The organism is Bacillus sp. URHA0034, assembly GCF_056280405.1.
On sequence record NZ_JBWCDK010000002.1, the window covers coordinates 2,009,270 to 2,032,300 of the forward strand.

18 protein-coding genes and 1 pseudogene are annotated in these 23,031 nt (G+C 40.5%); 5 read left to right on the forward strand and 14 right to left on the reverse strand.

What is annotated here, in order from left to right; translation table 11 throughout:
- Positions 1-517 precede the first annotated feature (517 nt).
- The 3 genes from ACZ9EE_RS11655 to ACZ9EE_RS11665 form a co-directional block, all read right to left on the reverse strand.
- Positions 518-1,267, reverse strand: coding sequence for a C39 family peptidase (locus ACZ9EE_RS11655; protein WP_476027213.1), 750 nt, complete (start codon positions 1,265-1,267; stop codon positions 518-520).
- Between the two features lie 174 nt (positions 1,268-1,441).
- Complete coding sequence (locus tag ACZ9EE_RS11660) at positions 1,442-1,888, reverse strand: threonine/serine exporter family protein (protein WP_476027215.1); 447 nt, start codon at positions 1,886-1,888, stop codon at positions 1,442-1,444.
- A 17-nt stretch (positions 1,889-1,905) separates the two neighbouring features.
- Entirely contained in the window at positions 1,906-2,670 is a 765-nt protein-coding gene (locus tag ACZ9EE_RS11665) for a threonine/serine exporter family protein (protein ID WP_476027217.1), read from the reverse strand.
- Between the two features lie 530 nt (positions 2,671-3,200).
- On the opposite strand from ACZ9EE_RS11665, the gene gntK reads away from it, so the two are divergent.
- The gene (gntK, locus tag ACZ9EE_RS11670; protein WP_476027219.1) at positions 3,201-4,745 is read left to right on the forward strand and encodes a gluconokinase; all 1,545 of its coding nucleotides are present in this window, start codon (positions 3,201-3,203) and stop codon (positions 4,743-4,745) included.
- Positions 4,746-4,803: 58 nt separating this feature from the next.
- Here the strand turns inward: gntK and gnd are convergent, their stop codons facing one another.
- The gene (gene gnd / locus ACZ9EE_RS11675) at positions 4,804-5,700 is read right to left on the reverse strand and encodes a phosphogluconate dehydrogenase (NAD(+)-dependent, decarboxylating) (RefSeq protein WP_476027221.1); all 897 of its coding nucleotides are present in this window, start codon (positions 5,698-5,700) and stop codon (positions 4,804-4,806) included.
- A 148-nt stretch (positions 5,701-5,848) separates the two neighbouring features.
- Here gnd and ACZ9EE_RS11680 point away from each other — a divergent pair, with 148 nt between their 5' ends.
- Positions 5,849-6,694, forward strand: a complete 846-nt coding sequence (locus ACZ9EE_RS11680; protein WP_476027223.1) for a MurR/RpiR family transcriptional regulator — start codon at positions 5,849-5,851, stop codon at positions 6,692-6,694.
- A gap of 50 nt (positions 6,695-6,744) precedes the next feature.
- Here the strand turns inward: ACZ9EE_RS11680 and ACZ9EE_RS11685 are convergent, their stop codons facing one another.
- The 4 genes from ACZ9EE_RS11685 to yfkAB all read right to left on the reverse strand — a co-directional run bounded on the left by ACZ9EE_RS11685 (position 6,745) and on the right by yfkAB (position 10,952).
- Positions 6,745-8,076, reverse strand: coding sequence for a GntT/GntP/DsdX family permease (locus ACZ9EE_RS11685; RefSeq protein WP_476027225.1), 1,332 nt, complete (start codon positions 8,074-8,076; stop codon positions 6,745-6,747).
- 224 nt (positions 8,077-8,300) lie between these two features.
- The gene (locus tag ACZ9EE_RS11690; protein WP_476027227.1) at positions 8,301-8,531 is read right to left on the reverse strand and encodes a hypothetical protein; all 231 of its coding nucleotides are present in this window, start codon (positions 8,529-8,531) and stop codon (positions 8,301-8,303) included.
- A gap of 165 nt (positions 8,532-8,696) precedes the next feature.
- Positions 8,697-9,638 carry an HPr(Ser) kinase/phosphatase gene (gene hprK, locus ACZ9EE_RS11695; RefSeq protein WP_476027229.1) on the reverse strand — a complete coding sequence of 314 codons (942 nt, stop codon included), beginning with the start codon at positions 9,636-9,638 and terminating at the stop codon, positions 8,697-8,699.
- Positions 9,639-9,824: 186 nt separating this feature from the next.
- On the reverse strand, positions 9,825-10,952 hold the full coding sequence (gene yfkAB, locus ACZ9EE_RS11700; protein ID WP_476027231.1) for a radical SAM/CxCxxxxC motif protein YfkAB: 1,128 nt from the start codon (positions 10,950-10,952) through the stop codon (positions 9,825-9,827).
- Positions 10,953-11,152: 200 nt separating this feature from the next.
- Between yfkAB and ACZ9EE_RS11705 the strand changes: the two genes are divergently transcribed.
- Positions 11,153-11,950, forward strand: a complete 798-nt coding sequence (locus ACZ9EE_RS11705; RefSeq protein ID WP_476027233.1) for a formate/nitrite transporter family protein — start codon at positions 11,153-11,155, stop codon at positions 11,948-11,950.
- 473 nt (positions 11,951-12,423) lie between these two features.
- Here the strand turns inward: ACZ9EE_RS11705 and recQ are convergent, their stop codons facing one another.
- The 5 genes from recQ to ACZ9EE_RS11730 form a co-directional block, all read right to left on the reverse strand.
- Entirely contained in the window at positions 12,424-14,547 is a 2,124-nt protein-coding gene (gene recQ / locus ACZ9EE_RS11710) for a DNA helicase RecQ (RefSeq protein ID WP_476027235.1), read from the reverse strand.
- A gap of 227 nt (positions 14,548-14,774) precedes the next feature.
- Positions 14,775-15,869 (reverse strand): CaiB/BaiF CoA transferase family protein, encoded by a 1,095-nt coding sequence (locus ACZ9EE_RS11715; RefSeq protein WP_476027237.1) that lies wholly within the window; start codon positions 15,867-15,869, stop codon positions 14,775-14,777.
- Positions 15,870-15,884: 15 nt separating this feature from the next.
- Positions 15,885-17,456, reverse strand: a complete 1,572-nt coding sequence (locus ACZ9EE_RS11720; RefSeq protein ID WP_476027238.1) for a fatty acid--CoA ligase — start codon at positions 17,454-17,456, stop codon at positions 15,885-15,887.
- 119 nt (positions 17,457-17,575) lie between these two features.
- Positions 17,576-18,730: a thiolase family protein gene (locus tag ACZ9EE_RS11725; RefSeq protein ID WP_476027240.1), complete on the reverse strand. Its 1,155-nt coding sequence runs from the start codon at positions 18,728-18,730 to the stop codon at positions 17,576-17,578.
- A 12-nt stretch (positions 18,731-18,742) separates the two neighbouring features.
- Positions 18,743-19,888, reverse strand: coding sequence for an acyl-CoA dehydrogenase family protein (locus ACZ9EE_RS11730; protein WP_476027242.1), 1,146 nt, complete (start codon positions 19,886-19,888; stop codon positions 18,743-18,745).
- A 336-nt stretch (positions 19,889-20,224) separates the two neighbouring features.
- Between ACZ9EE_RS11730 and ACZ9EE_RS11735 the strand changes: the two genes are divergently transcribed.
- The gene (locus tag ACZ9EE_RS11735; protein ID WP_476027244.1) at positions 20,225-20,431 is read left to right on the forward strand and encodes a zinc ribbon domain-containing protein; all 207 of its coding nucleotides are present in this window, start codon (positions 20,225-20,227) and stop codon (positions 20,429-20,431) included.
- A 128-nt stretch (positions 20,432-20,559) separates the two neighbouring features.
- Here the strand turns inward: ACZ9EE_RS11735 and ACZ9EE_RS11740 are convergent, their stop codons facing one another.
- The gene (locus ACZ9EE_RS11740) at positions 20,560-21,327 is read right to left on the reverse strand and encodes a 3-hydroxyacyl-CoA dehydrogenase (protein WP_476027246.1); all 768 of its coding nucleotides are present in this window, start codon (positions 21,325-21,327) and stop codon (positions 20,560-20,562) included.
- A 477-nt stretch (positions 21,328-21,804) separates the two neighbouring features.
- Between ACZ9EE_RS11740 and ACZ9EE_RS11745 the strand changes: the two are divergent.
- A pseudogene (locus tag ACZ9EE_RS11745) lies at positions 21,805-22,991 on the forward strand (IS256 family transposase).
- The last annotated feature ends 40 nt before the right edge of the window (positions 22,992-23,031 follow it).

Consider the following 23,031-nt stretch of genomic DNA (forward strand, 5'->3'; position numbering starts at 1 on the left):
GTTAGGATGTAAGAGAGGTAGGGCTTGCGTCGTTTAGGTATAAAACCATCAGGTGGAAGAATAACCGCGGCAAACTTGTTTTTATTAACAATTACAATAAATTGAATTTTTACCTTGCAATGGCTGATATTTTTGACAACAACCATTCACAAGTTACAATAGGTTCTATCTAAATTAATCTTTTTTAAGAAGGCAGAGGGATAATCCCTCTGCCTTCGTCCAATTTAACCTATAAAAAAAAACGCCCTTTAATCAAAATGAGAGCACTGAAAAACCTTCGGTCTATTAAGAATCTCAAAGTAACAAAAAAAAGGTATAATCCTCTTAATGATGAGAAATTATACCTTTTAGATTTAGACTAAGTAAAAGAACTCTGTTGATTGGAGCGGAAGGCGGCGAAGACTCCTGCACGCCCGCGGAAAGCGAAGCAGCCGGGAGCGGAAATCAACAGACAAATTACATACACAACAAAAATTCAAGGGGCTTTTTCAGTGCCCTCAATCAAAATACAGGAAGTTTAATTTTTTATAACAATCGCTTGATTGCCCATTTGTTCCCATGCTTTAATGAAGCTTTCACGATTTAATTTCATATTTTTTCCACCGTATGGATTATTTATATAGATAAAATTTTCATCATATCCAGTTATGGCCACACTATGTTCGCTAAAAGTAATTTTAACTTTCCCCTGGGGTGTATCCCAAGTTTGAAAAACAGAGACTGGGGCAAAGCTCGATGTAGTAATAATCCAGACAGGACGCCCTTGTCCCACCTCTTTTAAAATATCTGAAAACGGTTTACCAGTTAGATTTACAGCTCTGTCTCCGACATATTTCTTCGTTAATTCGTATACAGGTCCATTGTATACTCCGAGCCCAGGTCCATGAGCCATATCCCCGACAAATCCGACATTAGGATTTCCTTTTTTGCCGTTACTATAGGTAAACGGGACTGTTTTAATTCCTTCAGCTAACTCATTCTTTGTTACCTTTACACCAGCATAATTTAGAATCATCGCAAGGCTGGTCACCTCACAGCCGTTATACAGCAACGGTGCATCCATTTGCTTAATTAATGGCACATCCAAAATGATACTATCTGGTAATTTGGGAGCTTCCTTCACCTGAAGTTCCACTTGTCGTGTTTTTAGGGGAACCGCTTCCCAAACCTTTGCAGCTGCTTGCCGCTCAGACATGACTGCATAAATGGTCCTTGTACCAACAGCGAGCAGTAAGAGGAGCCCTATGATAATTAGAAATTTTTTCATAAGCAGATAAACCATTCCTTGTTAAATTCTTTGCTGTTCTTGAATAATTAGTAAGTTACTACTATATAACCATATCAAATTTTACTTTTTGTATAAAGGAAAATTATTACCAAATATTATTATATTTGCCTTTTCTTAATTTAACCTTAAAAAAATCCCCTTTTAAAGGAGATTTTAGGCTTTTATTCTATAATGTTTAATCTTTTTTGCTATCTGATTAATAACTTCTGAAAAGACTAAACCAAAAGCAATGGAACCTGCCAGCATCAGAACTTTCGCAGCAAGTGCAATCGCTTCATTATAATTATTTTCCACAATATTTCTCATCGCGTCATATGCAAGCCCGCCGGGGACTAATGGAATAATACCAGCAACACTAAATATAATCACGGGCATCTTATAAATTTTCGCCATCTCTTGGCTGAGGACCGCAATAAAAATCGTTGCGGCCAATGTTGCCACTATCGGATCCTGTGAATATTCTTCGAGAAGAAAATAAATTAACCATCCGCCCATTCCGATTAGACCGCATTTTATTAAGGACTCCTTTGGTGCATTAAACAGTATCCCAAACGCAGCTGTTGCGAGAAAACTGGTAATAGCTTGCGAAAGAATGGCCATCTTCGTTTACCTCCAGGCTATAAAAATGATAATACAAACGCAATTCCGGCCCCAATGGCAAACGCCGTCAAAAAGGCTTCAGCCCCTTTTGACAAACCTGAGACCAAATGGCCCGCCATTAGATCCCGGATGGCATTAGTTACTAATAACCCAGGCACGAGCGTCATGACGGAACCAATGATGATCGTGTCTAATTTATGCCCCAAACCGATCCTTACAAATAATAAAGAAAGTAACCCAATTACGAATGAAGCTAAAAACTCTGAAAAGAACTTAATCGGCACAAAACGGTGAAAGGCAATAAAACTTATATAACCTGCCCCGCCAGAAATCATGGCAGGGATAAAATCATTCCAACCCCCGTTAAACATAATCATAAAACAACCACTAGCAAGCGAGGCAGCGGCTGCCTGGTACGCAAAAGGAAAAGTGACATTTAGGTCTTCGATGTCCTTTAATTTGCTCAAGGCTGTCTTTAGATCCAATTCCCCGCTGCTTATACTACGCGAAATACTATTGACCATGGCTACCTTTTTTAAATCGGTTGACCGTTCTGATATTCGGATAAGTTTTGTTTTAGTAGGTTCTGAGCCCTCCGCCGAAAAAATAATCCCCGTTGGAGTAACATAACTGTGTGACTTTTCAATGCCAAAGGAAGCAGCTATCCGCATCATGGTATCTTCCACCCTATAGGTTTCCCCACCACTTTGAAGCATAATTTTCCCTGCAAGCAGGCATACTTCCATAATTTCATAAGTCTGTTCAACCACCATTTTATCCATCTATTCATTCACCACATGTTTCAACATTTAATATCTAGTTTAATGCAAAAGAAGTATTGTAAGCAATAACTAAAAAAACAAGCAGCCTTAGCAATAGGAAAGGCTGCCTGCTTGGGTTAAGGATGTCAGATTTTCATAAGACTAAATTAAAGATTACCACGCTCCCATAAATGTAAGCAAGTGGTGTTTTGCCGATAATCAGCAATTATTTATTCTGACATTAGTCAGACAACATAGGTACGAACCTCTTCTTCCTTACTTAAAATAGAAATTTTCAGGCAATACCTATTCTTCCATATTGCTACATATAAAATTCCTTTTTAACAGAAAATGAGATATAGCTGGTCTTTGAATTATTAACCTATACTATTTGCACATGTTTAAAACCATTTTCAGGAGTAAAAAAGTTTTGAATCAATAATTATTTCAGGTACAATTACCTTATAAGAAAAATTTTTTCATATTATTTATTATCTAGAGGCATTTTTTAAGTCAAAAATCTTCTATTTAATAATGAAGGAGATTGTCTAATGGATAACCTATCTTACTATCTCGGCGTAGATATCGGAACAACTAGTACAAAGGCAGTTCTTTATAAAGATAAAGGGACTGTCATAAGTATGCACCATGTGGAATATCCACTATTTAGCCCAACCCCATCGGTTGCCGAGCAAGACCCAGACGAAATTTTCCGAGCAGTGGTGGAAACTATCAAGGTTGCAATCAACAAGGGCGAAATCGATTCAAAAAAAATTAAACTTGTCTCATTTAGTTCTGCCATGCATAGTGTCATTGCCATGAGTGATGAGAATAAACCGCTTACCCGCTGTATAACCTGGGCAGACAGCCGGGCAACTGCCTGGGCTGAAACGATTAAAAACGATCTTAACGGACTCGCTATCTATCGAAGGACGGGGACCCCGGTTCACCCTATGTCACCACTCTGCAAAATTACTTGGCTGCGCCACGACAAACCTGAACTCTTTAATCAGACAGGTAAATTTATCGGGATAAAGGAATATGTATTCCACAAGTTATTTGGCAAATATGTTGTCGACTATTCGATCGCGTCATCAACAGGCATGTTTAATCTCGAACAGCTTGCTTGGGATACGGAAGCCTTAGAAGTAGCGGGAATTAGCAGCGATAAACTAGCTGAACCTGTCCCGACTACCTATTATTTAACAGGCTTAAAACAGGAGTTTGCCGCAGAGCTGGGCCTATCTACAGAAACGCCTTTTGTAGTTGGCGCAAGTGATGGCGTTCTTTCCAATTTAGGAGTTAATGCGATTGACCCCGGCGTAGTGGCTGTTACGATTGGGACAAGCGGAGCTATCCGGACAGTGACAGACCGGCCTGTGACAGATCCTAAAGGAAGAATCTTTTGTTATGCGTTAACCGAGAAACATTGGGTTGTTGGGGGTCCGGTCAACAATGGCGGCATGACCTTCCGTTGGGTGCGTGACCAGCTGGCTTCGGCTGAAGTGGAAACAGCGAGACGTTTGGGCATTGACCCCTATGAAGTATTAACGAAAATTGCCTCCAAGGTTGCTCCAGGTGCTGACGGCCTTCTATTCCACCCTTATTTAGCCGGGGAACGTGCACCACTTTGGAATGCTCATGCAAGAGGGTCCTTTTTCGGCCTTGGCCTTCATCACAAAAAGGAACATATGATTCGCGCGGTACTAGAAGGTGTCATTTTAAATTTATATTCTGTTTTACTTGCGCTTCAAGAAATCATTGGTGTACCCACCAAAATTCAAGCAACTGGCGGTTTTGCCCGATCTGAATTATGGCGGCAGATGATGGCTGATATTTTCAACCAAGAGGTTGTTGTCCCAGAAAGCTTCGAAAGCTCATGTCTTGGCGCTGTCGTTCTTGGTATGTATGCATTGGGGGAAATTGAGGACTTTTCGATTATGTCTGAATTAGTGGGTTCAACCCATGCCCATCAGCCAATCGAAACTAATGTAGAAATTTATAATGACTTAACCCCAATCTATATCCGTGTCTCCCGAGTTTTAGAAAATGAATATGGCCCGATTACAAGTTTTCAAGAGAAGTGGATAAAGTGACTTATTTAAAAAGAAGAAAAGCATCCGGCTTAATGCCGGATGCTTCTTTACTACCCTTTTAGTTCTTTTCAACCGCATGGCCGCCAAATTCATTTCTTAAAGCAGCGACAACTTTACCAGTAAAGGTATCTTCCTCGAGTGAGCGATATCGCATCATCAGTGACAAAGCTGTTACAGGCATGGCGGCTTGAAGTTCAAGTGCTGTTTCAATTGTCCATTTTCCTTCTCCCGAAGAATGCATAACCCCTTTAATAGAATCGAGTTTCGGATCTTTAGAAAAGGCGTTTTCCGTTAGTTCCATCAGCCAAGAGCGGATGACGGAACCATTATTCCAAACACGCGCAACCTTTTCATAATCAAAATCAAAATCACTTTTTTCCAAAACTTCAAACCCTTCCGCAATTGCCTGCATCATTCCATACTCTATTCCATTATGAATCATTTTTAAGAAATGGCCGCTGCCGCTCTTGCCTGCATACAAATAGCCATTATCTACATTAATATCACGAATAACCGGCTCAATTGTGCTAAAAATCTCCTTATCCCCGCCTATCATCATACAGGCGCCTTCCCTAGCACCAGCCATACCGCCGCTCGTTCCAGCGTCGAAGAAATGGATGCCCTTCTCTGCAAGTTCCGTTCCTCTTCGGATAGAGTCCTTATAGTGTGAATTTCCACCGTCAATAACGATATCACCTTCTGCCAATACGTCCTTAAGCTCCTCAACCACTTGTTCAGTGATAGGCCCAGAAGGAACCATTATCCATATGATTCTAGGCATGGAAAGCTGATTAACAAGTGCAGAAATTGACTCAGCACCAATCGCCCCATCCCCGCTTAGTTTTTTTACAGCTTCCTTATTTACATCAAATGCGACTACATTATGTTTATTTTCCATTAAATTAAGTGCAAGATTATAACCCATTTTTCCTAATCCAATTAATCCGATCTCCATGAGCAAACCCTCCGAAATAAATTTTTCTTGATAGTTCCATTATATGAAAATTTATTTCTTAAATCAAATACTACTTGAAAAAATATTTTTTCAGAAAATTTCATGCTATACTAAAGATACGATTTTTTTATAGAGAGGAAAACAAGTAATGGCGCAAAACTGTCTGGGAAAGATACGATCTTATTATGCTCGGCTTAGTGAGAAGGAAAAGAAAGTAGCAGATTATATCTTGCAGAATCCTGATAAAATAATTCATAATACCATCAATGAAGTTGCCGAAGATTTGCAAGTAGCTGATGCTACTGTATTCCGCTTTTGTAAGCGGATTGGCTTTAAGGGTTATCAAGCCATGAAAATTGCTCTTGCTTCTGAAATTATTGAACCCATCCAGCAGATTCATGAGGAAATCAGTGAAAACGATAATGAAAAAACTGTGGCCGATAAAATTTTTCATTCAAATATCAGAACATTAGAAAACACCTTGCAAATCCTTGATGAAACTTCCATTCAAAAAGCAGTTGGTCTGCTAATCAAGGCTAAACGGGTGGAGTTTTATGGTACTGGTGGATCAAATGTGGTAGCAATGGACGCTTTTCATAAATTTGTGCGCACCGGAATTAAAGCGTTTGCATTTATAGATACCCATTTCCAACTCATGTCTGCTTCACAGTTAGGAGAAAATGACGTTGCTGTTGTGATCTCCCACTCTGGCACAAATAAAGATACCCTAAATGTATTAAAGACAGCTAAAAAAAATGGGGCAAAAACAATTGGCATTACAAGTTATCCAAAATCGCCGATTTGCCAGTATTCGGATGTAGCACTTTTTACTAGTTCAGAAGAAACAGAATACCGTTCCGAAGCTCTCTCATCCAGAATCGCCCAATTAAGCATCATTGACGCACTATATGTGAATATAATGATCCTTAATAAAGAAAAAGCAAAACACTCACTTGGGAAAGTAAGAGAAGCGATATCCGATACAAGAATATAGTTTATTCATCAATAATTAAGAGGATGGCCTAAGGGCCATCCTCTTACTATTTATACAAAAATGTTAAGAATAAGTGCACCTGCGAACGCAATGAAGGATAAAATCGTTTCCAGGACAGTCCATGTCTTAAATGTTTCTTGAATCGAAAGACCCAAATACTCTTTCACCATCCAAAAGCCGGCATCGTTAACATGAGAGAACATTAACGAACCTGCTCCTGTAGCGATAACAAGTAATTCTAAATTAACCCCTGACATGTTAGCTACAATTGGGGCAACAATCCCAGCTGCCGTTGTTAAAGAAACTGTAGCTGAACCAGTTGCAATTCGAATTAAACCAGCAATCAAAAATGCTAATACAAGAGGAGATAATGACATTCCTTCTGACATAGAGGCAATAACCTTTGCTACTCCACTTTCAATCAGAATCTGCTTAAATCCACCGCCGGCACCGATAATTAAGACAATCGAACCTACTGGGAGGATGCATTCCTCTGTAAATTTCTGTATCTTGTTTTTATCGATTCCCTGACGGAAGCCTAGGAAATAAAAGGCAAGGAAACAAGAGATTAGTAAAGCGATGATCGGACTTCCAATAAACACTAAGAACTTTTCAAATCCAGCTGGTACAGGTAAATAGGGCGCTGCTGTTCCTAAAACCATTAAAATAACGGGCATTAAGATCGTTAGGAAAGAAATTCCTACACTTGGCAATGCCTTTTTATCCATATGGTCATCAATACGAACTAATTCAGGTTCTCCAACGGGAACTACACGTTTATTGATAAATTTCGCAAATAGTGGTCCGCCAATGATGCCGGCTGGAATTGCAATAATTAAAGAATACAGTAATACTTTACCGAGATTAGCCCCGTAAAGCCCAATCGCAGCAATCGCACCTGGATGGGGAGGAACGAGTCCATGAACAATTGACAAACCTGCAATCGCTGGTAAACCAATTAATAAGATATTTTGTTTTGATGCTTTTTGAATGGAGATAACAAGCGGTAATAAAATTAAAATTCCAACTTCAAAGAAAACAGGGATCCCGATGACAAACCCTGATAAAAACATAGCCCAAGGCAGTTTCTTCTCACCAAATACTTTGATAAAGAAATTAGCAATCTGCAAACCTGCGCCTGATTCAGATAACATCTTTCCTAAAATAGTTCCCAAAGCCAAGATTCCGACTAAGTGCCCTAACGTACCGCCAACTCCTGTTTCGTAAGCGGCTACAATCTTATCTAAACCTAATCCTGACATAATCGCCAAGAATAATCCTGCTACTGTTAAACTAATAAACGCATGCCACTTAAACAATGAAACTCCTAAAATAACAATAACAATTGAGACAAGTGTAACTAGTAATAAATAGGCATCCATTAAACTGCCACCCCTCTAGGTTATATCTATTTTTGCAGAAATACTATGAAAGCACTTCCAACAAAAATGATTATACGAAAAAAAATTTCTTTTTTCAATACCTTTTTTCAAAAAATTTTTTATTAGTTAGACTGGTAAACGAATTATTTTTTCACATTTGAAAGAAAATGGTCTGAAAATGATCTCTACACAACAAACAAAAGACGGGTGCAAATGCCCCGTCACTACTCTCCAATATTGTCTTCAAACCATTCTTGGAGCTGATTCAAAGAAGTGAAAGTAAAAATTTCTTCACCATTTTGGCCATTATCCATTCCAGCATTTCCTCTTAATGTAATTTGCCCCTCATCCTCGGAAACCAGGATAGCATAAGGATGATTGACATTGATATACCTTGAGTCTAAATCGGTATCCCGCCAATTCTTGCTTCGTAAAAATGCTTCAATATGATCCATTTATTTCCCTCCTCTTCCTTTTATTGTTCCAAACTGCAAAAAAAAGAGACAAATTAATGTCTCATTGTGATATTTTTATTTTTTAGTCATTTAAGTAAGGCTCTGTTAAACGATATTGTTGTTTTTTATACTCTTTTGATTGGAGCGGAAGGCGCTCGACTCCTATTACAAACTAAAATCAGATTCCAGTCGTCTCATAAACTCCTCTGCAGCACTATATCCTTCCTGCTTCAGAAGCCAGTTATTTGCTGCGGCTTCAATCAACCCCGCAACATCACGGCCAGGTTGGAGCTGAATCTCAATATGAGGTATTCGCACGTCCATATATTCCGTAAATTTAGATTCGTGATCCAATTCATTATGAAGGGAATTTTTTTGCCATTTGGTTAGTTCAATATCGAGTGCGACCCTCGTCTCGTCCTGAAATGCTTTTCTCCCGTATAGGCGGACTACATTCAATAGTCCGACACTTCTTAAAGCAAGGAACTCCTTCGTTTTTCCGTCATGTGTGGCAAGTATGGTTCTTGGACTAAGCTTTTTTAATACAACAATATCATCAGCCACAAGCCGATGACCTCTGCCAATCATTGTGTGTGCAATTTCACTTTTACCAATTCCTGATTTCCCTCGAAGTAAAATGCCCATTCCATATACATTGATACATACACCGTGTACGGCGATTTCTGGAGCTAACTTTTTTACCATATAAGCATCAAGCTTCATAATAAATTCAGAAGTCGTTTGAGGCTCTAACGTACATAACAACGGGATTCCCTCTTCAATACAATACTGAGTTAAATACGTTAGTCCTTCCTGTCCCGCTGTAACGATAAAGCATGGCGGGTGGTATTTAACGATATTACCTATTCGTATTTGACGCTCCTCAATGCTTAACTTATGCAAATAGGTAATTTCTTTTCTTCCAAGGATTTGAACACGTTCAGTCGGAAAAAAATCAAAGTGTCCCACGAATTCTAAACCCGGACGATGAGATCGGGATTGTGTAATGGTTTTTTGTAATTGATTTTCTCCAGCCAATACATCCAAAGAAAACTTTCGTACTAAATTTTCAACTGTTAATATCTTCACGTCTTTGGCACTCTCCATCCTAAGTCACTTTCTTATTCTTGATTTTATCATCCTTTACAAAAGGGAATGAGCTATAGCAGTTAAAGTTATAATAATAGAAAAGGTCAACCAGGAAACTGGTTAACCTTAAAGTTTATTAGAATCTACGAAAAAAAACAAAGAAACCATTCATACTCTTACTATATAACATAGTTACATAGATTGTTATTTCTGTGATTTTACCACTTTTGCCTTCCGTGTTGAAAAGTCTGTATCTTGGTAATAACTGCTTTTCACTAAAATATTAGGGCCTAGGCACGCTGCAGCTGGGCAATGACAACTTAATTCTTTGGCTAGTTTAGAGGATTGCCAATTATGGTATGCAGTTAACAAATTGGTTGTTTGAATATTTCCTAGGGCTGGTGTATCACCAAAATCCGTTACGATGATATCACCATTAAAGATGTTCACATTCAAACGGGAACGGCCATCAGGATCATTTCTGACGGTAACATTTTTACTATCATATAATCTTTTTAAAAGGATTAAATCCTCTTCATTACTGCTGCAAGCATAAAACGGAAGGGTTCCAAACAACATCCAGATTTTTTCATCACGAATATCCAATAAATGATGGATGGCCTCTCTTAACTCTCTAAGCGACAAGGTTTCAAGGTTGCTGGCAAAATCGCTCGGGTACATCGGATGAATCTCATGCCGCTGACATAACATCTCATCAACTATTTGACGGTGAATCTTTTCTAAATGTGGAAGCGTCCGCTTGTTTAACATTGTTTCTGCAGAAACCATTATTCCCGACTTCACCAGTTCACGGCTGTTTTCTATCATTCTTGTAAAATAGGCTTCCCGTTGTTTACTATCAGGCTGTTTCTCCATTCTCGCAAACCCGCCTTGAGCGAAATCTTCTACAGTACCCCAGTTATGTGAAATATGTAAGACATCTAAATAAGGAACAATTAACTCATAACGTCCTAAATCCAGGGTTAGATTGGAATTGATTTGCGTTCTTACCCCACGCTCATGGGCGTACTTTAAGAGCGGTACAACATAATTTTTTACAGAGGATAACGATAGCATTGGTTCTCCCCCTGTAATACTTAAGGAGCGTAATGTTGGAATCTCGTCTAATCTCTTTAATAACAGTTCAAGCGGTAATGCTTGCGGATCCTTTGTCTGCAATGTATAACCAACTGCACAGTGTTCGCAGCGCATATTACATAGTGTTGTAGTGGTGAATTCAATATTTGAAAGCAGAGGCTTCCCATACTCCTCAATATCTAAGTAAGCTTCCCATGGATCATATTCTGGGGTTATATTTTTTCTAGTTAACATATTTACTCCTTAAAAATCAGTCTTCAAAACCTTTTTATTATAGCTGATTTCTAGAAAAATGGGTTGTTTTAACTATTACACAATTCTATGTTGCCTAATATGTGTCTATTCAAGGAATATTCCCCAAAATTATACATATCCCGACTACTTTCGTTTACAATATACAGATAATAATAAATGTACGAATGGTGGTAATCTAGATGGAAATGCAACCTTTAAGTGAAGCGGAAAAGCTCGCTTTAAAAAAAGTTAAAATTTTTCGGCAAAGTATCCTTCGCTATTTATTAAGGGCGATGCTCGCGAGTATGTTTATTGGCTTTGGTGTCATTGTCGCCTTTAAGACAGGAAACTTTTTTTATTTAAAAGATTCACCGTTTGCCTATCCTATGGCAGCACTTACTTTTGGGGCAGCAATCATTTTAATAGCTTATGGCGGCGGTGATTTGTTTACCGGTAATACATTTTACTACACCTATGCAGCCATCAGGAAAAAAATGGTGTGGCTAGATGTCATAAAACTATGGATCTGCAGTTATATTGGAAATATTTTAGGAGCATTGGTGTTCGCCTTTATTATCTTTACTACTGGACTTTTTGCTGATTCGTCTGTTAATAGTTTTTTACTTCATGTTGTGGAAATAAAAATGCAGGTTCCAACAACCCAATTATTTTTCCGGGCTATTCTATGTAACTGGCTCGTTTGTATGGCCTTTTTCCTTCCAATGGGGTTAAAAGGGGATGGACCGAAAATGTTTGCGATGATGCTGTTTGTATTTTGCTTCTTTATTTCTGGCTATGAACACAGTATTGCTAATATGTGTACATTCGCAATTGCTTTAGTATTAAATCATCCGGGAACAATTTCTTGGGCAGGTGTCGTACATAATTTGGTACCGGTCACGATTGGTAACTTAATTGGCGGTGCTGTTTTTATGGCGATGATGTATTATTACGCTAATAAACCATTCTTAGAGGAGTACGATAAGGAGGGGCACTAAGGAAGGAACTCTCCCTGTTTATCGACAATTTCCAGGGAAATATCAACAAGAATATTGGGATTTCGACAATTATCAATGAGGAAAACCTCACTGCAAGAGATAGTGAGGTTTCCATAACTGCAAGGATTCCTCCATTCTCGGCTGCCCCAAGGTTATGAAACTAATAAATTATGTGCTGTTCAGCGGTTATCAATTAATTTCTCAAAACTGCCGTAGGGTTTCCATCTCTTGCTTTCCAGCAGTTATGAGCCTCTCTTATCTGTCGTAGCACCTTCATCTCTTGCTTTTCAACAGTTATGAACCTCTCTTATCTGTCGTAGCACCTTCATCTCTTGCTCTTCAGCGGCCATAAACCGCTCATAACTGCTGTAGCACACCCACCACTTGCTGTTCAAGGGGTTATAAACCCTCACTCGAAGCCTTAAACTTACCCCAACTTCAATAGCTTTCTTTTATTATCAGTATAGACCTGATTATTTACTTAAAAAATAAAGATATGCCTTAATCATAAAGTAGCTGACTTCTTCAGGCAGTAGTTCCTTAATCGGTTTTAAGCGGCTTCTTCCTGCTTCCGATACAGCCTGCTTCAGTAATGGCAGATACTCGCCAGGAATGAGTTCGGTAAAGTTAACCTCCATCCCCTGCTGTGCGCATTGGATGATATGTTCCTCAACCGTTTTGAGAGATAAGTCCCTCTTTTCAGCAATTTCATTTAAAGACAGATTTTCTTTATATAAGCTATACGTTTCTAAATGAGAGTCACGAACAGGCCTTTTGGTCGTTTTTTTCGGCGCATTGGATGCTGGTACTTCTTCACTCTGATATTCTGGATTCTCCTCAAGAAACTTACGAATACCCTGAATAAACTCGAGCCCATATTTTTGCAGCTTGTGCTCTCCAACTCCACTCACCTGTAAAAATTCCTCATTCGTTTTCGGCTGTTTGGCACACATATCTTTAAGCGCGGCATCTGAGAAAATCACAAATGGCGGGACATTTTCCGTATCAGCAATTTGTTTACGCACTTCTCTCAAGTACTCAAATAGTGGATCATTTTTCGAAACTTGTGTGACCTGCACTGCTTCTCTTCGGTAGACCTGCTGCTTGCCCAGGAGGACATCCTTACCCTTAGGTGCGACAAAGATGGTTGGAAATTGCCCCTGCTCGATCGCGATTAGTTCTTGTGAGATTAGGAATTCAATAAATTCGCCCACTTCTTTTGCACCCTGGTTTTTCATGATTCCATAAGTGGTCAGCTTATCAAAGCCCATCTCTGAGACTTTTTTGTTCTTTGAGCCCGTTAACACTTGAGCAGTCAGATTTTTCCCAAAGCGCTGTCCCATTCGAATCACACAGGACATCACCATTTGTGCCTCTTTGGTTACATCTACCTTGCTTCTTGAATCTAAGCAATTACCACATCTTCCGCAGCTTTCCGTTTCAGTTTCACCAAAATAGTTTAAAATAAATTCCTGAAGGCAGTTCTCGGTATGACAGTAATCCGCCATTTGCTGAAGCTTTTCTAACTCCTGTGTCATTCTACCGCGATCACTTGATTGATCGATAAGAAAACGCTGAACTTGGACATCCTGCGGGGAATAAAGCAAAATACATTCACTATCTAACCCATCCCGGCCAGCACGGCCTGCTTCCTGGTAATAGCTCTCCATATTTTTGGGCATTTGAAAATGAACCACATAGCGGATATTGGATTTATCTATCCCCATGCCAAACGCTGAGGTTGCAACCATAACAGATGCTTTATCCTCTAAAAAGCGTTCCTGTTCCCGTGCTCGCTCTGCATCCCCCATGCCTGCATGATAGCGGGCAGCATCAATTTGTTCCTTGCGTAGTTTTTCATATAGCTGATCAACATTCTTTCGTGTAGCCGCATAAATAATTCCTGCTTCTTGTCGATTCTTTTTTAGATAATCAAAAAGGAACTTAAGACGGTCCTGCCCCTTAATAACGGAAAAAGATAAGTTAACCCGTTCAAATCCAGTAATAATCGTATTCGCTTGATCGATTTCGAGAGAATAGCAAATATCTTCCCGAACCCTTGGTGTCGCAGTTGCTGTAAGGCCGAGTACTACCGGTTCTTGCGGCAGGTTGTGAACCATCTGCTGGATATGACGGTAACTTGGGCGGAAGTCGTGTCCCCATTGGGAGATACAGTGGGCTTCATCCACGGCTACTAATGGAATTTCCATCTGTTTTAAGTCCTCGATAAAATCATAGGACTCTAATCTTTCGGGCGCTATGTACAATAGCTTATATTTACCTGCTTTTGCTTCGTTGATTCTCCTGCTTGCCTCTGCAAAGCTTAACGAGCTATTAATAAATGTGGCTGGGATTCCTGCTTGGATAAGGGTATCAACTTGATCCTTCATTAAGGAAATCAATGGGGATATAACGATTGTGGTCCCTGAAAGAACGAGGGCGGGAATTTGATAACAAATCGATTTACCGCCGCCTGTTGGCATGACACATATGGTATTCTGGCCTGATAAAACGGACCGGATTGCCTGTTCCTGCCCGTTGCGGAAGGAACTATAACCGAAGTGAGTTTTTAGCAGGGAAAGTGCTTGTTCGAACAAAATGGCATCTCCTTTCAATTTTAGGAACTGACTCTATTATACTGCTATAGGAGCCGATCCTGCTCTATTAATTAAAAAAACTGAGTGGTAATTTCTTGTTGATGAGAGTGAATTCTTCTTATCCCCTCTTCATACAAGAGCAACACCCGTATATGCCTTTCCAAGATGATCGTTTTACTACTAAATAAAATAATAAGGCTATCGGATTAACCGACAGCCTTAACCAGTTATATAAAAATATCTTTTAAAATCTCTGCTTCATGCTCCCCCTTTTTAGGAGGAGGGACCATTACGGAAAGAGGTAAGTCACTGTGCATTTTAACCTGATAATCTCCCCAAGGCGATTGAAAAACGAGTTCCTTTTCCTTAAAGTATGGGTTCTCACTCAGTTCCCTCACCTCAAGCACAGGTGCCATACAACAATCCACTACTTGGGCGAACTCAATCCATTCATAAAACGTCTTACTTTTAAAAAGGCCGGTGATCTCCTGGTAGACGTGGTTGGAAGCATCTGTTTTGGAAAAGTGAGCACTCAACCAATCCTCACGACCATGTGCTAAACAAAAATTCTTCCAAAACTTTGGCTCCAAGGCTGCTAAGCTCATGTAACGCTGATCCTTTGTTTCGTAAAGGGCATACGAAATAAGGCTGCCGTTCAAAACATTAATACCTGTTCCTTCACCTGTTTCTTTTTCTATCAAAACATGATTTCCAAGCAAAGATACTAGTTGATCAGTAATGGAAATAGAATGATAGCTTCCCTTCCCTGTCAAAAGTTTTGAAACAAGCCCTGCCAGAATCCGCTCATTGGCGGCAAACCCGCCTAAATAATCAGCAAGGGTAATGGATGGATGAATTGGTCTGCCCTGATGATCTTTAAGCTGAGAAAGAACTCCACTTAGTGCCATATAATTAATGTCATGGTTGCCAAGCTTACTTAACAGACCATTTTGGCCATAGCCAGAGATAGAACAATAAATGATATCAGGCTTCACCTGTTGAATGGCTTGATATCCCAAACCGAGTTTTTCCATTACACCCGGTCTGAAACTTTCTAATACCACATCAGCTTGGGAGATCAAGCGTTTTGCCGTCCCCAAGTCATCCTGCTCCTTCAGATTAAGAGTAATACTCTTCTTTTGCCTGTTATTAGCGAGAAAAACAAGGCCCGTATTATCCTTCAATACTCCTGTATTCCTGGCCGGATCTCCTTCAGGCGACTCTACCTTGATGATTTCTGCACCCAATTCCGCTAATCTGAGCGTCGCAAATGGTCCCGGAAGATAGTTGGTAAAATCAATCACCTTTATCCCTTTTAGCATAGACAAAACCCTTTCCTATTTACTGGAATCCGGGGCTAGAAGCTGCTCTAATTGTTTACGCAAAATAAATTTTTGAATTTTACCGCTTGCATTCCGCGGAAGTGTCTCACAAAAAACATAGTTGCGAGGTCGTTTATAATTAGCCAGCTTGTCGCTGTTTTTACAATACTCATCCAGCTCCTGCTCTGTAACCGCCGGATTCTTTTTTACAATAAAAGCAGTAACCGACTCACCCCAGCGGTCATCAGGCTGCCCCACGACGGCGACGTCCAACACACCTGGATACCCATGCAATAAATCTTCTACTTCCCGTGGATAAATATTTTCTCCGCCGCTTATAATCATGTCATCAACACGGTCATTGACATATAGGTATCCTTCTTCATCCAGATAACCGATATCCCCAGAGTGGTACCAGCCTTTATAAAGAGCATTTTCAGTTGCAGCTTCCCGATTGAAATAACCCCTCATCATACATGGCCCCTGTACAATAATCTCCCCCGTTTCTCCCACCGGAACGATATCATCCGGATCAGAAGGACCATCCTCTCTTGTGCGGACAATTCGAATATCATGACTCAGAGCCGCTTGTCCAGCAGAGCCTGCTTTCCGAAGCTGATCATTCTCTGACAAGAAGGTAATGGCAGGTCCCATTTCCGTCATCCCGTAAGCCTGGACCAGAGAAATACCTAAGCGGTCATGCAGCGCGTGAACAAGCGATGGGGCCATGGGAGCCGCACCGTAAAGTCCTAGCTTCAGACTGGAGAGATTATATTGAGTTAAATCCTCTTGAAGGAGCATATTCCACATCGTTGGAGCGGCAAACAGTTTCGTTATTTTTTCTTGTTCAATTAATGGAAGGATCGCCTTCGGATTAAACTGATGCAAAATAACATTACTGGCCCCGACATGGACTCTTGGGATAAAGGCACAATGGAGTTCAGCACAATGGAACATAGGGGCCGTAACAAGACCCACATCGCTTGCTTCAAGCTTTTCGGCAGCAATACACAATAGGCTTTGATCTACCATATTGCGGTGTGTATGCATCACGCCTTTTGGCCTTCCAGTTGTTCCGCTTGTATAGATAAACGCATAGATGTCAGATTCATCTATCTCTATTTTTATGTCCTCATTCGTGGCATCCGCCAGTTTTTCTTGATACGATGCAGCATAGTCCGGCTGATCTTCCTCGATATACCAAAAGGCTGTTTGATCAAATCGGCCTGCAATCGCCTCAATTACAGTCTCTAAAGCTTTTTCAAAAAGGACGACCTTTGGGGTGGCATCTGAAAGAATAAATGCAACCTCCTCTGGAGTTAACCGGAAATTTATTGGATTAAATACTGCTCCGATTTTGGCGCAGGCAAACAGTGACGTTCCTAATTCTTCAGTATTAAACATGAAAGTGGATACGCGGTCTCCTTTTTTTACCCCTTCTTTTAAAAGGGCATTGGCGAGCCGATTCACTTGTTCGCTCCACTCTCGATAAGTGTAACGGACATTTTTTCTGACATCGTAAATGGCCGGTTTGTTCGGGAGCTTTTTCACTGTTAAATCAAAGATTTTGCCAATCGTAGTACTCATTAGGCCGCCTCCAATTATTTATTCATAAGGATTTGGAATAGAATTTTTGTTTATCGGCGATTTTTTTCGGGTTATCAGCGGTTTTCCAGTTTTATCAGCGAATTCATATTTTAACGCGGTTACAACCTCTCAATAATCGTCGCATTTGCCATTCCATGACCTTCGCACATGGTTTGTAATCCATATCTCCCACCGGTCCGCTCGAGCTCGTGCATCATCGTAACCATTAAACGTGCACCACTGCCGCCAAGAGGGTGTCCTAGGGCAATCGCACCTCCGTTCGGATTTAACTTTGCTGGATTGGCACCTGTCTCCTTCAGCCACGCCAGAGGTACTGGTGCAAAGGCTTCATTGACTTCAAATACATCAATATCATCAATCGAAAGGCCTGATTTTTCAAGCGCCTTTTCTGTCGCCGGGATCGGTCCTGTCAGCATTAAGGTCGGGTCTGATCCAACGACCACACGTGTGTGGACTCGGAAACGCGGCTTAAGACCAAGTTGTTCTGCTTTTTCCCGTGACATCAGTAATAAGGCGGCAGCACCGTCACTAATTTGGCTGGAATTCCCGGCATGAATCACACCATCCTCTTTAAAAGAAGGCCGTAAACCAGATAATGCTTCAAGGGAAGTTCCTTTTCTTGGCCCCGAATCATCCTTTATAACAGCCGAAGTTCCATCAGGAAGGGTTACCTTAATCGGAAAAACCTCTCTTGCAAAATATCCCTCTTCCTGTGCCTTAAGGGCCTTCTGGTGGCTCTCCAGTGAAAATCGGTCAAGTTCCGCTCGGGTTAATCCATATTTACCAGCAATTCGTTCGGCCGACAGACCCTGGTGAATCATTTCATACTTTGACCGTAACGTCGGGCTAAATGGCTCTTCCGCTCCCTTGTAATTGGATCCCATTGGCACTCGGGACATGCTTTCAACACCGCCAGCAATAACCACATCCATATCGCCGGCAAGAATTGCTTGTGCCGCGAAATGAACGGCTTGCTGGCTGGAGCCGCATTGACGGTCAATCGTTGTTCCCGGGACCTCGATTGGAAATCCGGCAATTAATGCGGCAACCCTTGCAATATCTCCAGCCTGCTCCCCCGCTTGAGTCACGCATCCTAAAATAACATCATCAATGATTGCCGGATTGATACCTGCCCTTTTTACCAGCTCTTTTAGGGTTAAACCTGCCAGGTCATCCGGCCTGATATCCTTTAAAACCCCATTTTTTCTACCTACTGGTGTACGAACGCCTTCGATAATGACAACCTCACGCATGATTACTTCCCCCTATAATCCTAGATTTCTAGCAATAATCGTTTTCATGATTTCGTTTGTCCCAGCGTAAATGCTTGAAACTTGAATATCGCGGAATCGCCTCGCAATCTCATATTCTTCCATATAGCCATAGCCGCCGTGGAGCTGCATACATTCGGAAGCGACCCGTTTAGCTATATCTGTTAGTTTCCATTTGGCCATCGACACCTTTGTTACCACGTTCTTCCCTTCAATGTGTTCGGCGATTAATTGGTCTAAAAAGGCTCTGCCCATTTCAATTTCGGTAGCCATTTCGACAATCTTAAACTGGGTATTTTGAAACTGGCTAACTGGTTTTCCAAAGGCTTCCCTGCTCTTCACATAGTCAATCGTCGTCTTGAGCATCACTTCTGCCGCCGTTTGCGCTCCAATCGCGACTAGAAGGCGTTCCTGCTGGAGTTTTTCCATTAAATATAGAAATCCTTTGCCCTCCTCTCCCAGTAAGTTTTCCTTAGGGACACGGCAGTCATCAAAAATTAATTCGGCGGTATCTTGAGAATGCAGACCGACTTTGTTCAGTTTTCTCCCTCGAGAGAATCCCGGTGTATCCCGCTCAATCACAAGGAGACTCACGCCTTTGTGTTTAGGAACCGCTTGTGGGTCTGTTTTGACGGCAACAAGGATCAAGTCAGATTGAATTCCGTTCGTGATAAAGGTCTTTTGACCATTGACTGTATAATAGTCGCCGTCCAGTTTTGCTGTAGCTTTTATGTTGGCTAAATCTGAGCCGGTTCCGGGTTCAGTCATTGCGATGGCTGTAATAATGTCGCCTGTTACGCACTTCGGCAGCCAGCGCTGTTTTTGTTCATCCGTTCCGTAAGAGGTTATATACGGAATGACAATATCATTATGGAGCCCGATACCCACTAAGCCTGACCCGACTCGTTCAAGCTCCTCATTGATGACTACGGCAAATCCCCAGTCGACCTCGCTGCCGCCATACTTTTCATCAATATCCGGACACAGAAAGCCTTGCTTCCCCATTTTCTTCCAGAATGACCGAGGAACCATCCGAGTTTCTTCCCACTGCTCATAGAAGGGATATGCTTCTTTTTCTAAAAACTTTCTTAATGACTGGCGAAATATTTCATGATCTTCGTTTAAGTATGGATGTTTCATTCTAATAACCTCTCTCCCTGATTTTGCAAACGCTTACTTTTTCGATTTGATTTAAGCAAAGAATCATTTTGTGGATTCTACCAATTCTTACGGTTATTCTACAAATCTAAGCTTTTATCTACAAAAATAAAGGGTAATTCTACGAAAAAAACAGCAATTCTACAAAAACAAAGAGCAATTCTACATTAATTAGAAAATCATTTCCAAATTATATCCACATACCCCTATTGTATCAAAAAGGGCAGAAAATTTTAGAATATTTTTACATTTAATTAGCAACTTTTTCTGGTGTCAATCGTAAATATCTTGAGATATTTACATTTGGAGTTGATGGCGATGAGTGAAAAAGGTTGTATTAAATGCGGAAGCAGGGAGACTGGCACGAAAGATGTAGCAATGACAGGAACAGGACTATCCAAGATGTTTGATCTGCAGCACAACACATTCACAGTTGTTTTTTGTAAGAACTGCGGATATTCAGAGTTTTATAATAAAAAAACATCGACCGCTTCGAACATTCTTGATTTGTTCTTTGGAGGATAATTTTAAGTAAGGGATTCTCCTAATGGGAATCCCTCCAGTTTTATCAGCTTAATTTTACTCCGTTATGACATGTAGAAAATGGATTCTTAACTAAAAAGAGATGACGATATGTCGTCCCTTCCATCCTATTACTTAGGCTGCATCCGTATTGCCCCATCAAGCCTGATGGTTTCACCATTTAGCATTGGGTTTTCGATAATACTCTGGACAAGCTGTGCGTATTCGCTTGGATAACCTAGCCGTGGAGGAAACGGCACCATTTTTCCAAGTGAAATTCTTGCTTCTTCCGGGAGAGTATCAAACATCGGTGTGTGGAACAATCCCGGTGCAATAGTCATTACGCGAATACCGTAACGGGCTAACTCTCTCGCAATCGGCAAGGTCATGCCGACGATCCCGCCTTTGGAGGCACTATAGGCAGCTTGGCCGATTTGTCCGTCAAAAGCGGCCACAGAAGCCGTGTTGATAATAACACCGCGCTCGTTTTGTTCATTCGCAGTATTTCCTGTCATTTTCTCTGCTGCCAAACGGATGACATTAAAGGTACCGATTAAATTTACTTGGATGACCTTGGAGAAGAGTTCAAGATTATGTACCCCTTTCTTCCCCAATACTTTATCGGCTATCCCGATACCCGCACAATTCACTACTGTATTGATTTCACCCAAGAAATCGGCCGCGTGATTGATTGCCTCTTGAATCTCTTTTTCCTTGGTCACATCTGCTTTTAAAAATAAAGCAGCTTCTCCTAATTCATTCTTAAGTCGTGAACCATTTTCTTCTGATTGGTCGAGGATAACCGCTTTTCCGCCCTTTCCAATGATGTTGCGAACAGTAGCCTCTCCAAGGCCCGAAGCTCCTCCTGTAACAATGGCCCTGCAAGATTGACTTTGCATTAATATCCCCCCTCAAATTCACTTCATATTCATTTTCATATTCATAGTTTGCAATTTTTATGATAGATAAGATTATTGCACGAGCTACATGGGAGGACGAGACGGTACACTTTTTTTGATTGTTCTTGCAGACAAAAAGCTGTAACTGCAAGCTATTCTTCCCTCATGGAGCTTTCATGCAGACAAAAAACTGTTAATACAAGCTTTTCTTGTCCTCATGGTGCTCTCATGCGGACAAAAAACTGTTGCTACAGGCTATTTCTGTCCTCATGGAGCCTTCATGCGGACAAAAAACTGTTGCTACAGGCTATTTCTGTCCTCATGGAGCTCTCATGCGGACAAAAAACTATTAATACAAGCGATTCTTGTCCTCATGACGATTAAGTCCATATAATTGTGTAAAAAGAAATAGGTCATCATCATGACCCGTGTTACAATGTTTTCGACCAAGAAACCATTTAAACGGAGGACATGATGATGACCCAAATTAATATTACTATAAATTTAGAAGATCTCAAAGCCAAAGTTGAGAATAGCTCATTAGAATCACCTGTGAAAGCTTCTTTATCACTTATATTAAATTCTTTAATGGAAAAGGAAAGAGATGAATATATTAACGCTCTCTCACATGAAAGAACCGAAGAACGTAGAGGCTATCGAAATGGTTATTATGAACGTGAACTCAACTCATTACTGGCGTTGGTTCTCTTAAATTAAAAGTTCCTCGTACTAGGGACGGAGAATTTTCTACTACCATCTTTGAAAAGTACAAACGCTGCGATCAAGCTCTAATCCTTTCCATGATTGAGATGGTTGTGAATGGTGTTTCCACTCGTAAAATCACTAAAATTGTAGAGGAACTTTGTGGGACTAGTGTGTCTAAATCACTCGTTTCAAACCTAATCAAAACAGTGGACCCAGTAATTAACGACTGGAGAAACCGACCACTAAACGTGCAATATTATCCATATGTGTACGTTGATGCCATGTACATTAAAGTTCGTGAGAACGATAAAGTAGTTTCTAAAAGTGTTCACATTGCTGTTGGGGTGGGTACAAGTGGTCATAGAGAAATTATTGGCCTAAAAGTCAATCACACCGAATCTATTGATAGCTGGACTTCATTCTTTGAGTACCTAAAGTCCAGAGGACTTCAATCCCCTAAAATGGTGATTTCTGATGCTCATGGTGGCTTGGTCACATCCATTAAAGAAACATTTTTAGGAACTTCATGGCAGAGGTGTAGTGTTCATTTTCTAAGAAACATCATGGATACCATGCCGAAAAAGGGTACTGTTGAAGCCCGTCAAGAACTAAAGGACCTTTTCCAAAACTCAGATATAGACGTGGTAAGGAAATTAAAAAATCGCTTTGTAGAGAAGTATCAAGATATGAAGGGATTTTCAAAAGCGATTGAAACACTAGAAAATGGATTTGAGGACGCTATCCAATTTCATTCCCAGCCGGTCGAGTACCATAAACACTTACGCACAACGAATATGCTTGAGCGCTTAAACCAAGAAGTGCGTAGAAGAGAAAAAGTTATTAGGATTTTTACAAATGATCAGTCAGTTATCAGAATTATTGGTTCAGTATTAATGGATATTGAAGAGGATTGGAATAAAAATAATGTTCTGTATTTCAAAAATACAAAAGATAAATAACACTCTATTCAAGCCAAGGATAATGACCTAATTTCGAATT